This window comes from Novosphingobium sp. PC22D (genome assembly GCF_002556635.1).
Taxonomy (GTDB): Bacteria; Pseudomonadota; Alphaproteobacteria; order Sphingomonadales; family Sphingomonadaceae; genus Novosphingobium.
Map to the genome: position 1 here is coordinate 1 of NZ_MWMO01000030.1, position 15,156 is coordinate 15,156.

The 15,156-nt window shown below is 60.8% G+C and carries 17 protein-coding genes; 16 read left to right on the forward strand and 1 reads right to left on the reverse strand.

What is annotated here, in order from left to right; all coding sequences use genetic code 11:
- From B2G71_RS22775 to B2G71_RS22850, 16 genes are all read left to right on the forward strand, one after another.
- The coding region (locus B2G71_RS22775) for an AAA family ATPase (protein WP_141521672.1) at positions 1–2,348 on the forward strand (2,348 nt) is incomplete at its 5' end.
- Between the two features lie 41 nt (positions 2,349–2,389).
- Positions 2,390–2,713, forward strand: coding sequence for a hypothetical protein (locus B2G71_RS23895; RefSeq protein ID WP_141521673.1), 324 nt, complete (start codon positions 2,390–2,392; stop codon positions 2,711–2,713).
- Positions 2,714–2,721: 8 nt separating this feature from the next.
- Entirely contained in the window at positions 2,722–3,243 is a 522-nt protein-coding gene (locus B2G71_RS22785) for a DUF2726 domain-containing protein (protein WP_168176465.1), read from the forward strand.
- Between the two features lie 11 nt (positions 3,244–3,254).
- On the forward strand, positions 3,255–3,461 hold the full coding sequence (locus B2G71_RS22790; protein WP_098108958.1) for a hypothetical protein: 207 nt from the start codon (positions 3,255–3,257) through the stop codon (positions 3,459–3,461).
- A gap of 39 nt (positions 3,462–3,500) precedes the next feature.
- Positions 3,501–3,821 carry a hypothetical protein gene (locus tag B2G71_RS23900; protein ID WP_141521674.1) on the forward strand — a complete coding sequence of 107 codons (321 nt, stop codon included), beginning with the start codon at positions 3,501–3,503 and terminating at the stop codon, positions 3,819–3,821.
- 126 nt (positions 3,822–3,947) lie between these two features.
- On the forward strand, positions 3,948–4,283 hold the full coding sequence (locus B2G71_RS22795) for a hypothetical protein (protein WP_141521675.1): 336 nt from the start codon (positions 3,948–3,950) through the stop codon (positions 4,281–4,283).
- A 75-nt stretch (positions 4,284–4,358) separates the two neighbouring features.
- Positions 4,359–5,138, forward strand: a complete 780-nt coding sequence (locus tag B2G71_RS22800; protein WP_098108960.1) for a CsgG/HfaB family protein — start codon at positions 4,359–4,361, stop codon at positions 5,136–5,138.
- 73 nt (positions 5,139–5,211) lie between these two features.
- Entirely contained in the window at positions 5,212–6,057 is an 846-nt protein-coding gene (locus B2G71_RS23905; RefSeq protein WP_168176466.1) for an alpha/beta fold hydrolase, read from the forward strand.
- Positions 6,058–6,087: 30 nt separating this feature from the next.
- On the forward strand, positions 6,088–7,197 hold the full coding sequence (locus tag B2G71_RS22810; protein ID WP_098108962.1) for a hypothetical protein: 1,110 nt from the start codon (positions 6,088–6,090) through the stop codon (positions 7,195–7,197).
- Between the two features lie 651 nt (positions 7,198–7,848).
- A complete protein-coding gene (locus tag B2G71_RS22820) occupies positions 7,849–8,151 on the forward strand; it encodes a WGR domain-containing protein (protein ID WP_098108972.1) in 303 nt (100 codons plus the stop codon).
- Positions 8,152–8,316: 165 nt separating this feature from the next.
- Positions 8,317–8,769 (forward strand): translesion error-prone DNA polymerase V autoproteolytic subunit, encoded by a 453-nt coding sequence (umuD, locus tag B2G71_RS22825; protein ID WP_168176467.1) that lies wholly within the window; start codon positions 8,317–8,319, stop codon positions 8,767–8,769.
- Positions 8,766–10,046 (forward strand): Y-family DNA polymerase, encoded by a 1,281-nt coding sequence (locus B2G71_RS22830; RefSeq protein ID WP_098108965.1) that lies wholly within the window; start codon positions 8,766–8,768, stop codon positions 10,044–10,046. Before umuD ends, B2G71_RS22830 begins: the two co-directional genes overlap by 4 nt.
- A 9-nt stretch (positions 10,047–10,055) precedes the next feature.
- A complete protein-coding gene (locus B2G71_RS22835) occupies positions 10,056–10,655 on the forward strand; it encodes an SOS response-associated peptidase family protein (RefSeq protein ID WP_098108966.1) in 600 nt (199 codons plus the stop codon).
- Between the two features lie 249 nt (positions 10,656–10,904).
- A complete protein-coding gene (locus B2G71_RS22840; RefSeq protein WP_240530315.1) occupies positions 10,905–11,474 on the forward strand; it encodes a hypothetical protein in 570 nt (189 codons plus the stop codon).
- Complete coding sequence (locus B2G71_RS22845; RefSeq protein ID WP_098108967.1) at positions 11,471–13,978, forward strand: N-6 DNA methylase; 2,508 nt, start codon at positions 11,471–11,473, stop codon at positions 13,976–13,978. Before B2G71_RS22840 ends, B2G71_RS22845 begins: the two co-directional genes overlap by 4 nt.
- 3 nt (positions 13,979–13,981) lie before the next feature.
- Positions 13,982–14,479: a PIN domain-containing protein gene (locus B2G71_RS22850; RefSeq protein WP_098108968.1), complete on the forward strand. Its 498-nt coding sequence runs from the start codon at positions 13,982–13,984 to the stop codon at positions 14,477–14,479.
- 148 nt (positions 14,480–14,627) lie between these two features.
- On the opposite strand, the gene B2G71_RS23910 is transcribed toward B2G71_RS22850, so the two are convergent.
- Positions 14,628–15,155 (reverse strand): hypothetical protein, encoded by a 528-nt coding sequence (locus B2G71_RS23910; protein ID WP_141521677.1) that lies wholly within the window; start codon positions 15,153–15,155, stop codon positions 14,628–14,630.
- Between the last annotated feature and the right edge of the window lies 1 nt (position 15,156).

The following is a 15,156-nucleotide window of genomic DNA, read 5'->3' on the forward strand; positions in this document are numbered from 1 at the left end:
CGATCGCTGCCCGACAGTCTTCTTTTCGACACTCGCTCTGGCCGCGACCGTGCTCTTCTGGCTGTGATCAACGAGTCCTGAGCCTAGGCCGCGGCGCAAATGAAACCGAAGCGCTGCGGGAAATCACCAAGCGGACTCGTGACCCAAAGCTCAATTCAGACGACAAGGATGTGCTTCGCGCGACCTGGCAGCAGCGCGCCTCCGATCGCGGCTTTGATGGGGATCGCCTCGTCTCTCAGGCGCAATCACGAAGCGAAGATCGACCCGAAGGGAAAATAAGGTCGGCCGTCCGCTTGCAAAATCTGCTCGGCACGGTGCGTGAGGTCGTAGGGCCATATGTGCGTGTCTCCGACCCGCTCACAACGAATGGGCTTGGGCGCCTTTCGCTGACCCCCAGCGAACTGCGCGCTGAGATGGCCGTTGCCTCGGCAATCAGAATTCACGGCCAACGCGAAGCGGCGTTCGCCATCGATGCGATCGGCAAGACCGCGCTGGATCTCGGCCTGAAGGGGGTGACGATCGACAAGATCGATGTGCGCGTCGCCCAGCTATTGGAAAGCCGACACCTCATTCCGGGCGTCAGCGACCGGCTCGACAAGGTCGTATCTCACGTAACAACACCGGAACATCTGCAGCAGGAACGCAATCTGCTTGCCGAAATAGATCGAGGACGCGGTGCGGTCGAACCGATCGTTCCGGCGAGCGAGGCGGCGCCGCGATTGCAACAGGCCGCCGGCGAGCGGCCTCTTAATGGGGAGCAATTGGGCGCGGCAACGCTCGCCCTGTCCACGCGTGACAGGATCGTTGTCATCCAGGGCGTCGCCGGCGCCGGCAAGACGACCATGATTGAAACGATAGCAGGCGTTGCACGCGAGGAGGGCAAAAGCCTGCTGGGCTTATCCGTCGCCAACAAGATGGTCGGCATGCTGCGCGACGAAGCAGGAATCGAGGCGCAGACAGTCTCCTCGTTCGTCAACGCCCATTTGCGAGGGGCGCTCGCTGGCCGAGGGCCTCAATTTGACAGTTCGCGAGAGGCGCTGTCGGGCAAAGTGCTGATGCTCGACGAAGCCTCGTTGGTCGCAAACGATGCGATGAACAATCTTGCAGTCATTGCCAATAAGCTCGGTGTGGAGCGGCTATTGCTGATCGGGGACCGCGCGCAACTTCAGGCCATCGACGCGGGCAAGGCGTTCAGCCTGGTGCAGAGCCACGATCCGGCGATGGCCCGCCTCGACACAAGCCTTCGACAGCAAACCGAGCACATGAAGCAAGTTGCGACGCTCACGCGTGAAGGAAACTTCCGTGAGGCGTTTCAGGTCCTGGGCGACAGGATCAAACAGGCGGGCAAGGAAGAGTCCCACGTCGCCATGGCCGCGAGCAAATGGTTGGCGCTGCCGGCAGAGGAACGTGCTGGGACTGCATTATACGCGTCTGGCCGTGCGTCTCGGGCCGAACTCAACAAACTCGTTCAACAGGGCCTGAAAGACGAAGGAACCATCAAGGGCGAAGGAAAGGCAGTGAACACGCTGCTCGATGTCAACGCGACCCGGGAGGAGCTGCGCTACAATCATACCTATCGAGCCGGACAGGTGCTCGACGTCGTTCGTAACTCACAGCCCGGCGGGCTCGATCGCGGGCGCTACCAGGTTATCGCGCCGCGCGCGGACGGGAAGGTCATCCTGCGCGACGCCGATGGCCGCCAGATGATCTTCGATCCCTCGAAAATCGCGCCCACCGATAAGCGCGATGCCATCAAGCTGTCGGAGAGGGACAGGATTACCCTTCATGAGGGCGATCGCATACGCTGGACCGCCACCGACAAGGACCGCGGCCTCCACAATTCAGACCAGGCCAAAGTGCTATCCGTCGACGAACACGCGATCCGGGTCCAGAACGCCAAAGGGGACGTCATCGATCTCAAGCCTGGCGACAAGATGCTCGAACGGCTTGGGCTCTCCTACGCGATCAACATGCATCAGGCTCAGGGTATGACCACCGACAAGGGTATCGGCGTCATGCACTCGAGCGAGCGGCACCTCTCCAATCAGCGCCTGACCCACGTGATGGCGACGCGCGTTCGTTACGACATCGAGATCGTGACCAACGACAAGGACCGCCTGCTCAAAGCGATCGAGCGTAATCCGGGCGATAAGACCAGCGCTCTGGAGACGATCGGCGAGAAAAGCATCGACGCAAGGGGCGGCATACGCGCGGCCCCCGAGGGCAACGCCAAATTGCCCGATACGCTTCGGCCCGATCCCGACAAGCTGCCGGGTATGTCCACCGGCAGCATGCGCAGTGTCCCCCAGCTCGAGTTGCCTGAACGCAACATCGAGCGAAGCCGCTAGGTGTTACGATGCCCGCTCGTCTTCTCCTCACGATCGAACAGATGCTCCACCAGTTCATGAGCGCGACCGGACTCGAGAGCCTGGCCCGCCACATTCAGGGCCAGTCGCCACCGCCGTGCGCCGGATCTCCACAACATGCCGCGCTATGCGCACCGTTCGGGTCAGCGGTCATGCTCGAGCATTTCATGGCCGAACTCGTCGCGCTCGGCCTTTGTCTGCTCGCAATGGCAACCGCCGGCAGTCTGGCTGTCGCGTTCATCGACTTACTGACCAAAGCGTTGCCACCGATTGGCAGCAACCGCGTCGATGCGCTCACACCAAATGATGGTTCCTCGCGTCCGGACAGCGAAGGACTCGAAGCATGAGCCCTGGAATGCTGACTTTCGCGGCCGTTTGCGTCATCATCATTGTCGCGCTGGCCTGGTTGAAGGCTGCTGCAAGCAATCCTGGTGCGCTGCAGGTCACTGCCCGCCCGCTTATGACGCCTATCGAACGTCGGACAATCCTATTCATCGAAACCGCGATGCCCGGCACCCGCGTACATGCGCAAGTCTCCATGGGCGCCTTGCTCCAACCGCGCCGCGGCCTCGATAGAAGCAGCTACTTCTCCACGCTCAATCGCTTCAACAGCAAACGCGTCGATTTCATCGTGGAGGACCGCGCAACCGGACGGGTTCTGCTGATCGTCGAGCTCGACGACAAAACCCACGATGCGCGCGCGGATGCCGCTCGGGATCACATGACGGCCCGTGCCGGATACGTGACGGTTCGGCTTCCCGCCGGATGTCGGCCAACCGCTCAGAATGTGCGCGAGCGTATCGCGCATGCCCTGCAAACCCACCCTGAAATCAGCCAGCTACCAGCAGGGGGTAGCAGGCAAACCCGCATAAACTGAGGAGATGAGACATGCCATTCGACTATGAGGATGTCGGCGAATTCGGCAGCCAAGGCGCTGCCGAGGACTGGGCGAAGCGCAACGGGATCGATCCGCGCGATCTGCACTTCCGAAAGAAAGGCGACGGCGTGGACGTGGGCATCCGTAAGGGATCGCCGAACGCCGATCGCGACTACGACGATCGGCACGGCGGCCGGCGAGACGGCTTCTGGCGCTGACGAGCGCACCATCATCAAGACATTCGACGAGGAAAGACCATGAAACGCTCATTATTGCTACTGGCCATTCCCTTTGCCCTGGCCGCCGTACCGACCGCTGCCGCAGCAGCACAAAACGAAACACAGGCCGGGCTCTGCGAGCCCGGACACGGTGAACATACGCCCTCGCGCCATGCGCATGAAAGCACGCCCGCAGGCAAGTTGGCCAGATCGAAACTTCAATCCTTTGCCCGGGAACAGCGGACGCCATGCGAGCACGGCGACAAGTGCCTCGACAAACATGGTGCGTGCAAGGATTGTCCCAAGCAGGACCACGCGCCATGTACCGACTGCGACGAAGACTGTGGCGGCCGCGGCTAACCAGTCATCATCATGCGCGAGATACACAAGCCTTCGACGCCAGCCTGTCCCTACTGCCGGGCACCTTTGGCAATCGGCTCAAGACGGGTGAGGGCAGGGGCCTGCCCCACCTGCAAGCGCCCGCTCATGGGTTTAGCATCGCCGGTGAGCGGCCGCTATCGCGTCGTTAGCTTCATACACCTCGCGCGCATCGCGACACTTCCCATCGCCGGCGGAGTGATCGTCGCTTTCGCCATGGGATTGCTTCATCCGATCGAGTTCGCGCGCGCCGTCGCCGGCGTGCTGCTGGCTTATGGCGCAATTGACATCTGGGACGGCACTGCTGGTCTCGAAAGCCGCATCGAGCGGGTGGGTGCTCACCTGCAGCGTTTGGCGGCAGCCCGCCGGACGTCCGTTTTCAAGATCCTCTTTGGCGGTTCATCGCTCCTTTTGGGGGCGATTGGCCTGCTCTTCACGAGATGAACCGTGGCCCAAATCCGCGCCTTTCGTCCACCCTCCTTCGCACCTCCCGCGAAATTACGAACTGGACCCGTAACCATGAAACATTTGCCATTCGCTCTTGCCGCGCTTTCGCTTCTCACCACCCCGGCCCATGCACAAAAATTGGGCAAGGGCGGCACCGGCGTCGATGAAAATTCGCAAATACCGCTCTGTTCCAAGCCCCTGGGCACTGTCGCGCTCGTCGAGGACAAAGCGCCGAGTGCCGACGACCAGCTTCCGCCCGGCATGAAAGCGCTCATTCAACTCGCCGAACGGCAAAATGGCGGTTCGACCGCCAAAGTCGATCCTCTGCCGCTGATCAAACTGCTCGCAGCTCGCTCGAACTGCTTCCTCGTCGTCGAGCGGGGAACCGCGTTCGACGCCCTTCAGCGCGAACGTGCGCTTGCCGCCGGCGGAGCGATCGAAAATGGAGATAGTCTTGCCGTACCAACGCTGAAGGCGGCCGACTATCTGCTTTCAGCTCAAGTACTCTATTCAGACGCCAACAGCAGGGGCTCCGGTGGCGGGATCGGCGGTGCGTTTGGATCCGCGATTGGCCTCAAGACCAAGACCCTCGAGAGCCAAGTCATGCTGTCGCTCGTGGACTTCAAGACCGGCATTCAGCGCGCCGTCGCTACCGGCGCGGCGCGCAAGAAGGACGTCAGCATAGTAGGCGGCGGGTTGCTTCTAGACCTCGGCGTCGGAGCTCTCGGTGGAACCTACACCTCGACCGACATCGGCAAGGTGACATCCCTTGCCGTTCTCGATGCCTATCGAAAAATCGCACTGGACGCTCAAACGAGGCTCGCCGGCGCGCCGCACGATGGATTGCAATAAGCGCCATCCTCTAGACCGTTCCCGAACCCACGCGTCCGTTCTCCTGAGGCGTCTCAACCATTGGAGGCTGCCAATGATGTCACCCCGTTCCGCCGGTCATCTCGCGATGCTTGTGCTCCTCGGCTGCGCACTTGCGGGTTGCTCGGCAACCGTCGATCAATCGACGCTTTTACCTGCGCTCGATGAACCGGCCGCCGTTTCCGCTGTTATGCCTTCCGGTTACACGCGCGAGGAGCGTGTCCTGTCCCTTCCGCGATTGGGGGATGTCCATGTCGCCAGACTGACAGGGCCGGGAAACAACGCGGTGATGCTCTACTGTGGCGGCAACAGTTCGTTCATCGCCACGACCAGCAAGCGCCTCGGCGAACTAGCTGAGCTCACCAGCGCTGATATCATTGCATTTGATTATCCCGGCCGAGGCGGCACGACGATTCCAAACACGACCCAGGCGCTCATCGCCTTTGGCCCCGCTTACGTCGACGCTTTGCGCTCGATCGGATGGATCAAATCGGGACCGCTCTTTGCCTACGGCTTTAGTCTCGGCGGTGCCTCCGCCGCCAACGTAGCAAGGCGCGGGGGCTTTTCCGGCATCATCTTCGAAGCTACCGCAGCCGATATCGCGGCCGTAGCTGACAATATGCTGCCGCCACTGTTCAAGCCGTTTGTTCGGATCAAGGTCGCCGAAAGCCTGAAGCACTTCGATTTCCGTGGCTATGCGCGCGCTGCGCACGCTCCCATCCTCGTGCTCGCCGGCCGCGCCGACAGAACAGTGAGTCTGAAACAGGCTTCGGAATTTGCGCGCGAGTTGCGCGAAGACGGCAGCACAGTGACTTTCGTCGAAGTCCCGGGCGGTCACGGTTCGGCGCTTTCCTCGGACAACGCCCGGCACGCGATCGCGAAATTTGTAGGCACCCATTGACGCGCACGAAGCGGGACAAGGAAACGGCAAATGCTTCCGCCACAACGAGATTTGAACCTCCTGCCGCCCAAGTTCGCCGTGAAAGAATTTCTCCGCGAACGCCAGACACGCCAGGATCCCGCACGGTCGCTGCCGCCGGACCAAGCCGTCACGGCGATCGCCGAGAGGTATTACAAGAAGCGCAAGGCGGGGAGCATGAGCGTCGCTGCTGCCGCGCGCGCCATGGCCGCCTATCTGGAAAGCCTGAATGCCTTTTCGATGTGGCGCGATGAAATCGCGGCCAATTCTGCTCTTGGGAGGCCTGAAGGACACCGCTTCAACGCCTTTTCCATGGAAAACGTGAGCATTCGCGACATAGGAACGTCTCATGTTGTCAAGACGGTCCCGTGTCTGGCCGTTAGCCTCGTCACGGCGGAGGTCACTGCCAAGCGCGTCCGATTTGAATCGAGGCCCGCATATTCCGCGCTGTCTCTCCACGCAATCGAGCGCATCTATGAGCGCTTGCATCTCACTTACGATCGTTTCGAAGAAAGCCTCCAAGGCCTCGTTTTCCAATTTGTGTGCGGAACAAGCGTAAATGCCGCGTTCCGTCTGTACAGCAGCGATTCCCACGACCCCGATCACCCCTGCTTTACCGCAATTCCCGTCAAGGAAGGGCTGCTCATCAGCGCGATGCGCTGGATTCTCGTGGATCCCGGATCCGTAGCCGTCAGCGTCACTGGAACCGCCCCGCGAACATCGTTCCGCGTGCCCAATCTCGATGCCGCTTTCGCAGTAAAACTGCCGAAGAATTCCAAATTCGCTTGGGGCCTGAACTCTATGCTTTTGCGTTACCACGTGCCCATCACATTTATTGCCCGATCGGAATACGGACAGAAGCACAAGATGTTCGATGCGGCCTGGCTAATGCTCGCGTCGAGGCTCGATTTGAGGGACAGAAGGGCGCTGCTTGAGCAAACCATCCTGCCCAACGCGCGCACATCCAAGACCTGGTTTGATCAAAACTGGTCACAAGAGACCATCGAGAATGCCCACCTCGCAAGGGCTATCCTCAGGGAAGATCTGATCAACAGAGACGATCCGATGCCTTTGGGTGTTTTCGATTTCCCATTCAAGCTGCAAGGAACGACGGCGACGTAAGCGCGCGGCAAGTCTATTGATGTCGCGATCATGGGATGATCCCGGTTCGACGTTGCTATACTCGGTCGCTTTAAGTCAGCGAATCGTACCGGGACCGATTTCGTCTTGCGCCGATCTTTAATTGGAATGCAATACCTCACCGAGGGAAAACTGCTGCCCTGTCACGACCCTCGCGGATGCCACGGCAAAACCGTCCCGGTCGCGAGCATAGCGCTGCCCAGGTCCCTGCCGTCCGGTAAAGTGCAGGACGCCACGGTGCGCTGGTATGACGGGCCATAACTCAGGCACTGCATCGCAGGAAACCGAACCACAATATGTCCCGTTTTCCACCGGCCACGCGCGCCGCCCAGAATATTCACCAGAGCATCCCGGGCCGCTTCTGCGCTGGCCCGTGGACATGGCTGACCCGCGCGGCATGAACCATCCATTTCGCGCGCCGCAATGCCTTCGATGCGAATCTTTTCGCCACTGCGACAGATTACCGGGCCATCGCCATCATACACGGCGATCGGCGTGCACATGAAAACAATCCCTGCAGCTAAACTCATAATGACAAACGGCCTGCGAAATAATCGAGTGCGTGAATCAGACGCTTGGCGGTGATTCGAATTCCTCGTTGGAATACGGCGTTGAAACATGCTCGGAAGAGCTATGGAAGCCCTAGAACTAGACCACTTCAACTTGCCGGTTGCAATAGAGCTCAGCGCGATCGACGCTTCCCGGAATGTTCACAGGGCCTACTCCATCAAGGCGGGCCACGATCTGTTCGGCGACATACTCATCGAAGTGCGCTGGGGGCGCATCGGAACCGCTGGCCATCACCGGCGATACCGTTTCGCGGACGCTGGGCCTGCGGAATGTTTCGTTCGGCGCTTGCTCACTCGGCGATCGAGCGCCTTCAAACGGATCGGCGTTGCCTACCGGCAGAGTGCCCAGGGTCCAATTAATCGCTGAACGCGCGGTCCCGGATTGCCTTCGCGACCTCGCAGAGCAAATCCGCGACATCGGCGTCTGCCCCCTCTGCGAACGCCTCGACAATCTGCGCGCAACTGTCGACGGTTCCAGCGCATGCACCATCCTCCACAGACTCTATGTTCACAAGATGTTCTCCTTTGGGCTATGACGCTCGGCCGAAAGGAATCATACCTCATGTCTGTCGCACTCGTCGATCTCGATTGGATATGCCTGCCTCGATGGCAACACGTCGCGCTCGATCCTATCCCTGCAGGCTTTCCAAGCCCGGCCGAAGGAGAAGAAGACGATCCCATCGACCTCTCCGCCTGGCTGATCGAAAAGCCTGCCGCGTCCTACCTCATGCGGGTCCAGGGCTGGTCGATGGCGGGCGCGGGGATCAATGACGGCGACATCGTCGTCGTTAGCCGGGCCGTCCAAGCGCGGCCCGGGCATATCGTGGTGGCCGTCGTCCATGGTGATCGCACGCTCAAACGCCTCAAGCGAATGGATGGGCGGCTTTGGCTGGTTCCGGAAGGGGAGGGCTACCCTCACACGATCGTCGATGAATTTGTCGAGGTCTGGGGCGTCGTCGTCGGTCTGGCGCGCAAATATCAATGAGCGGTCCCATCGCCCTATGCGACTGCAATTGCTTTTATGTGAGCGCCGAGCGAATCATGGACCTTTCGCTGCGCGACCGGCCGACCATCGTGGCAAGCAACAACGACGGTTGCACGGTAGCGAGGTCGCCGGAAGCCAAAGCGCTCGGGATCAAGATGGGCGATCCGCTGCACCTGATCGCTGACAAGATCAGGGAGCACGGCATTTTGGTGCGCTCTTCCAACTACACTCTCTACGGCGACGTCCAACGCCGCGTGCTCGCCGCAACGCAGCCGTTCGCCAGGGACATCGAAGTATACTCCGTGGACGAAAATTTCTTGGATTTATCAGGTTTCGAGCACCTCGATCTGACCGACCACTGCCAGAAACTGCGCGCCCGGATCCTCCAATGGACGACGATACCGACATGTGTCGGCATTGGCCCTACCAAGACCCTGGCCAAACTCGCGAACGCCGCCGCCAAAAAGAATCCCCTCTTCGATGGTGTCGCGGACCTGCGCGACGAAAGCATTCGTCGCTACGTCATGGAGCGTTTTGACATCGCGGATGTGTGGGGGATTGGGGCATCGACGGCCCGTAAATTGGGCGAACTTGGTGTACGTACCGCCGGTGAATTGCGGGATATGCCGATGCGGCAGGCGAGGGGGCTCGGAACAGTCGTCCTAGAGCGCCTTGTCGCGGAATTGAATGGCGTTCAGGCCGATGCAGTGGAAGTGATAGCGCCGCCGCGCAGAGGTATGGCCGTGACCCGATCGTTTGGCCGGCCCATAACCGATCGCGAAGATTTGATGGGGGCGATCGCGCAGTTCGCCATGCGTGCCGGCGAAAAGTTGCGCAGCCACAGGCTCGTCGCAGGCAGGGTCACGGTCTTTTTTCACACGAACAGATTCAAGCCGGAACGTCCACAGTTCGCGGCAAACCGCAGTTCCGGTCTCCACCCAATGACAGCGGACAGCCTTGAGCTCATTAACGCCGCGCGCGCCCTCGTCGAACATTGCTACCGGGATGGGTACGCCTATACAAAAGCGGGCATCATGCTTGAGCAGCTCGTGGCTGAGGACGACCGGCCGCCTACGCTGTTCGAAGACGCGGGTGACCGGGCGCGGCGCCGACGGCTGATGGAAGCCGTCGACAGCATCAACGGCCGTTTTGGCCGGATGACGATCGTACCCGGTACGCAAGGTTTCAAACGCCCCTGGAAGGTTCGTGCAGACCTCAAGTCTCCAGCATGGACGACGCGCATCAAGGATCTGCCAATCGTCTCTGCGGCAGGCTAAGGAAGTTGCATGTGCAATCGGTATCGAATGTCCGCCTCGGAGAAGGAACTGGCCGAACGTTATGGGGCGGCACTACCTATGGCGGACGTCACGCTGCCAGGGGGCGAGCTCTTTCCGAAGAGACCGGCATGGGTCGTCCGCCGGCGCGGCCGGGCGCTGCAGCTCGATATTATGCGCTGGGGCTTTCCGCTTGACGTGACCGGCCCGCGGGGCGGCACTACGAAAGCGGTGACGAACGTGCGCAATTATGCGTCGAGTTTCTGGCGATCGGCGCTCAGCGATCCTGCGCACCGCTGCCTGGTTCCAGTGACCGCTTTCAGCGAATACGGGCCGGGGCCGGCAGGGGGCAAGCCGCTGTACTGGTTTGACGTGCCGTCCCGGCCGATCTTCAGTTTTGCCGGGATCTGGCGACCGGCTGATAATGGGCCTGTGTTCGCGTGTCTGACCACGGAGCCAAACAGCCTGATCGCGCCTATCCATCCTAAGGCGATGCCGGTAGTCCTGCTCGAGGAGAATGAACAACGTTGGCTCTCGGCTTCCATCGAGGTGGCTCTCAGTTTGGCTGTGCCATTTCCAGGACAACTCATGGAGGCAACTATGCAACCGTAGCGATCCGCCATCCGCTACACTGGATCTGCTACAATCCGCCGTTGTCGCCGACATCGTCATGGCGTTCGAACAGAGGTTCGACACGCACGGCTATCCCGCGGCATCTCGCGCAAGGGGCGATCGACTCATACCATCTGAGTTACCCGTGCCGGTGCGCCTGTTCGTCGTTCAATCGCTGCATGGGCGCATCTGAGCATCGCCAGCTCCCCCGGCTGCCGCAGGGTCCGCTCTTTACCAAATAGATCGGGCATGATACCCGATCTCGATTCGGGCATCATGCCCGATCTGGAGGAATGGGTGCGTCTCGTCGGATCGCGCGATGTTTTGAATCTGACCGGTCTATCGGGTGACCAGCTGCGTGAGTGGACCGTGCGGCGCGGGCTCATCAGCCCTGACGTTCCGGCTTCGCGCCAAGGCCAGCAGGCCCAATTTGGCTGGCAGACGGTGCTGTTACTGCGTCTTGCGGTGGTTCTGCGCATGCGTTTTCACGTCGAACTTCAGGTGCACCGGGATTTGTTTGCGCAGGCGCGCGATCTCCTTGGTGGTCGGTCCTTCCCGGCGCTGTGGGGGCACCGCCTCGCCATATTTGGGCTTGAGCGCTGTTCGCTGCTTGGGCCTCACGAGGCTCCGGCTGCGGACGAGGATGTGATCCTGCTCGCATTGAACGCGCACCTTGAAGCGCTGTCCCACGGTTTTGGCGTCGCCGAACCGATTGCGCAATTGCCACTCTTTCCCGCGGTTGGGCTGCGCCGCAGTGAGCCGCAAGTTGCGGTAGAAGGCGGCGCGCTCGTGCGCGCGGCCGAAGGGGGGATGGCGTGAGTGCGCTTGCCCAGATCGAAGCTGGTCTACGTGCGATCGGCTATCGGCCGGAATCGCTGATCCACGACTATAGCTTTGCCGATGTCTTGTCTGACGCCGGCGGCGACCAGAGCGTGGCGCTCGCAGCGTTCACGCAGGTTCCGGAGTCCTATCGTTCCGCCGCCTTCGGCGTCATTACCGGCCCGCACGATGCGAACCTGGTCGAGCGGCGGCGGGCGCTTGGCGCCCCGATCCTGTTCTCGATCGGCCAGGACGATGTCGGCGTGTGGCGAGTCGGCGCTGAAGGTGCGCCCCGCCTCACCGAGCGCGTGCCGCTTGACCAACTCGAGGCCTTGTTCCGGCGTCATGCGGACAATTGGAACCCCCACGCGTTGCACCGAGCCAAGTCGCTCGGCCAGACTCAGACCGCCTATCAGCTCGAATTCGTCGATCTCGGGCTGATGCCGGCGATCGAGCACGAAATCGAAGCGAAGCTCGATCGGCTGCTTGGTGAGGTGATTGGAAAGCTCCTAGCTGGAGTGGATGATCGCCAGGGCGAGGAAGCAGCATTTCGCACGACGTTCAGGTTGCTCGCAGCCAAGATTCTGATTGATCGCCGCCATCCCGACGCGGCGACCTGGTCCGTGGCATCGGTGGACCAGGTGCTTGCCGGTATCGAGAGCTACTATCACCTCGATCAGATGCCGCGACCTGCGGTCGACGTGCTTCCGCACGCAGCCGTCGCGTCTGCCTGGACAGCGCTTCGCGGCGCAATCAATTTCCGGAACATCTCGTCGGACAGTCTGGCCTTCGTGTACGAGAACACGTTGGTGACTGCCGATACCCGCAAGCGCTTCGGCACGCACAGCACGCCGCGCCAAGTTGCGGAATATGTCGTTGGACAGGTCGATCTCAGCCGCTTCGAGCCGGAAGATATCACGATCTACGAGCCTTTCGCGGGCGCGGGCATGTTCCTCGTCGCAGCGCTTCGCCATCTGCGCGATCTCCTGCCGGACACGCTGACGCAAGAGGAGCGCCACGCCTTTCTCGTCGAGCGGATCAGCGGTGCAGAACTCGACAGTTTCGCCTGTGAGGTCGCAACGCTCTCGCTGATCCTAGCCGACTATCCAAACGCGAATGGCTGGAAGATCGAGCCGCGCGACCTGTTCGTCGATGATGCGCTTGCCCAATCCGTCAAGGATAAGCGGATCGTCCTGTGCAATCCGCCATGGGAAGAGTTCGACGCCGGTGAGCGGCTTGCCTATCCCGCAGCGGCGGCCGCAGCGTCCTTTTCAAAACCCATGGCGGTGTTGCACGCGGTCCTCGCCGCCAAGCCTGCCGCGATCGGATTTGTACTGCCGCAGGGGTTCCTGCGGCAGAAGCAATATGCCGAATTGCGCCAGAAGATCGCCGGGCTCTATCGCCGCGTCGAGCTGACTTCGTTGCCTGATCGAGTGTTCCAGCGCGCGGGGCTCGAAGCGGCAGTCCTTGTTGCAAGCGACCTTCGTGGAGTCGACGAAGCTAACACGACAGCGCTTGTCTCGACTGTTGTCGAGGACCGGGATCGGATGGCGTTTCTTGAGACCGGCAAGGTGACTGCCGAGCGCCGGCTCACCAGAGCAGTGACCAAGGGCGACCTGTGGATCGGCCAACTCGACGAGGTCTGGGATTATCTGCGCCGATACCCGAAGCTGGGATCGGTCGCAGATGTGTATCGCGGCATCAAATGGTGGCAACAGGATGAGGGGGTGTCGTCCGAGCCACGTGACGGCTTCGTGCCAGGTGTTGCACGGCCGGCCGACTCCCTGTGTCAGTTCGTGCTGCGCAACACTGTCTATCTCAACATGGATCCGGCAGCCGCTATGTTCCCAGGTCCGCCGTCGCGGCCTTGGGACAGACCCAAAGTCCTGACCAATGTCGCCCGGCTCTCGCGCGGTCCGTGGCGAATGGCTGCTGCATTCGACGAGACCGGTCTTGTCGCCTCGCAAGGTTTCTTCGGTATCTGGTCCACGGACGTGAAGGTGCCGACCGAAGCATTTGAAGCTATCCTCAATGGACCGCTGACGAACGCGTTCCTCACCGAGCACGCATCCAACCAGCACTTCACTAACGAGCTGCTGAAACGCCTGCCTATTCCGAATGTGGACCGACTGGGCTCCATTCTCGAAGCACAGCGTCGTTATCGATCGGCCCACCAGTCGATCCGCAATGCCGCGCTCAAGCCTGCCAACGCCGACGCCTGGCTGAACGGTCTGCTCGTTGCTGCGGATGCGGCCGTACTCAAGGCTTACGATCTGCCGCCGCGTCTCGAACGCCGCTTGCTGGAGTTCTTCCGAGGACATGAGCACGCTCGCCGGGTTGATCATGCCTTCACCGCGTGGATTCCTGAAGACTTCACCGCCTACGTTCCGCTGCACGAATACATTGGGCCTTTGCTGCGCGAAAATGTCGGCGCGTGGGCCCTTGATGTTTTCACGCCGGCGCCCGAGCGCGAAGTCGAGCGGCTCAGGCTCTACGTCCAATAGCGGATGGACACCTATCTGCTTGATACGAACCTCGTGTCGGTCCTCTACGACGCGCGACGATCGAACCACGAAGCGGTGCGATTAGCGATCGCCGCCTTGCCGGCGGATGCTGCCCAATTGGTGTCGGTGGTTACGGTCGGCGAACTTCGGTTCGGGCTGGCGCTTGCGCGAGCCGCGGGCCAGGAGCTGACCCATATCGAGGACTGTTTGGCCCGGACCGAGAACCATCCCCTGGCCGAAGTGACCCGGCACACCGCCGATGCCTTCGCGACCGTCAAATCCAGCATCGCCCTGGCCCGGATCGATGTGCGCCGTCGGGTCGCGCGCTGGGTCGAGGCTTGGACCGACCGCGTTACTGGACAGCTTTTGCAGGTCGATGAGAACGATCTTTGGATCGCAGCACAAGCGCTCGAGCGCAACTATGTGGTCATCACGTGCGATAGAGATTTTATACAGGTGATAGCGCCAGCAGTGCCAGGTCTGCGCGTCCAACTGGTCTGATCCTAGGGCCTTTTTCGCGCTTCCCGTTTCCATTGGAAGGGGAAGCGCCGAGGGTGAACCACTGTTCGGCATCGGCGCATTTGGGCGGGTTTGCGGGAACGGGCGATGTCCTACGCTGAGCCCAATTGGGTATAATTAAAAATTTTGGTCAAGCTCGCGAGATTAGGATCCTGGCAGGGAGGCTCTCATGGGCCAAGGCGACGGCATCGAAGCCGTCCCCCACTTGCTCAAGCACCGCCTCAAAGTTCGAAATCGTCGGGTCGGCGACAGAACCATAGGTCAGAGGTCGTGAATTTTCTTTACTGAGGGCCGCTTTCACAGGTCGAGCCCGCTTCCGATTCCTGCCGGACAGGTCATCAAGCAGCTTCGCAAAGTGCCACAGAGCCGCCTCTGCCGTTTCGCGCCTTTCTCGTGGTACGTCTTCGCAGATTCCGAGCCAGAACTCATGGTTGAGTTCTTCCTGATGCTCGGCAAGGTGTGCTGCAAGCCAGTCAGGATTCACAAATACAAGTGCCCGATAGTCCTGCCGAACTCCTGAGGGCGACATCCGTCGAGTTTTTTGAGGTGCCAAAATCAAAGGACCTTCATCTAGTCCTGCTTCGAGCGCCTGGTTGATGAAGGAGAAATCGTCACCTGTATGCATTGATTCCACCCAGCGGATGGTAAAACTATCCATT

Bases quoted from the DNA above. Each gene is read 5' to 3' on its own strand.
- B2G71_RS23895 (WP_141521673.1), top strand. From the start codon at position 2,390: ATGCTCCACCAGTTCATGAGCGCGACCGGACTCGAGAGCCTGGCCCGC.
- B2G71_RS22785 (WP_168176465.1), top strand. From the start codon at position 2,722: ATGCTGACTTTCGCGGCCGTTTGCGTCATCATCATTGTCGCGCTGGCC.
- B2G71_RS22790 (WP_098108958.1), top strand. From the start codon at position 3,255: ATGCCATTCGACTATGAGGATGTCGGCGAATTCGGCAGCCAAGGCGCT.
- B2G71_RS23900 (WP_141521674.1), top strand. From the start codon at position 3,501: ATGAAACGCTCATTATTGCTACTGGCCATTCCCTTTGCCCTGGCCGCC.
- B2G71_RS22795 (WP_141521675.1), top strand. From the start codon at position 3,948: ATGGGTTTAGCATCGCCGGTGAGCGGCCGCTATCGCGTCGTTAGCTTC.
- B2G71_RS22800 (WP_098108960.1), top strand. From the start codon at position 4,359: ATGAAACATTTGCCATTCGCTCTTGCCGCGCTTTCGCTTCTCACCACC.
- B2G71_RS23905 (WP_168176466.1), top strand. From the start codon at position 5,212: ATGATGTCACCCCGTTCCGCCGGTCATCTCGCGATGCTTGTGCTCCTC.
- B2G71_RS22810 (WP_098108962.1), top strand. From the start codon at position 6,088: ATGCTTCCGCCACAACGAGATTTGAACCTCCTGCCGCCCAAGTTCGCC.
- B2G71_RS22820 (WP_098108972.1), top strand. From the start codon at position 7,849: ATGGAAGCCCTAGAACTAGACCACTTCAACTTGCCGGTTGCAATAGAG.
- umuD (WP_168176467.1), top strand. From the start codon at position 8,317: ATGACGCTCGGCCGAAAGGAATCATACCTCATGTCTGTCGCACTCGTC.
- B2G71_RS22830 (WP_098108965.1), top strand. From the start codon at position 8,766: ATGAGCGGTCCCATCGCCCTATGCGACTGCAATTGCTTTTATGTGAGC.
- B2G71_RS22835 (WP_098108966.1), top strand. From the start codon at position 10,056: ATGTGCAATCGGTATCGAATGTCCGCCTCGGAGAAGGAACTGGCCGAA.
- B2G71_RS22840 (WP_240530315.1), top strand. From the start codon at position 10,905: ATGATACCCGATCTCGATTCGGGCATCATGCCCGATCTGGAGGAATGG.
- B2G71_RS22850 (WP_098108968.1), top strand. From the start codon at position 13,982: ATGGACACCTATCTGCTTGATACGAACCTCGTGTCGGTCCTCTACGAC.
- B2G71_RS23910 (WP_141521677.1), bottom strand. From the start codon at position 15,155: ATGGATAGTTTTACCATCCGCTGGGTGGAATCAATGCATACAGGTGAC.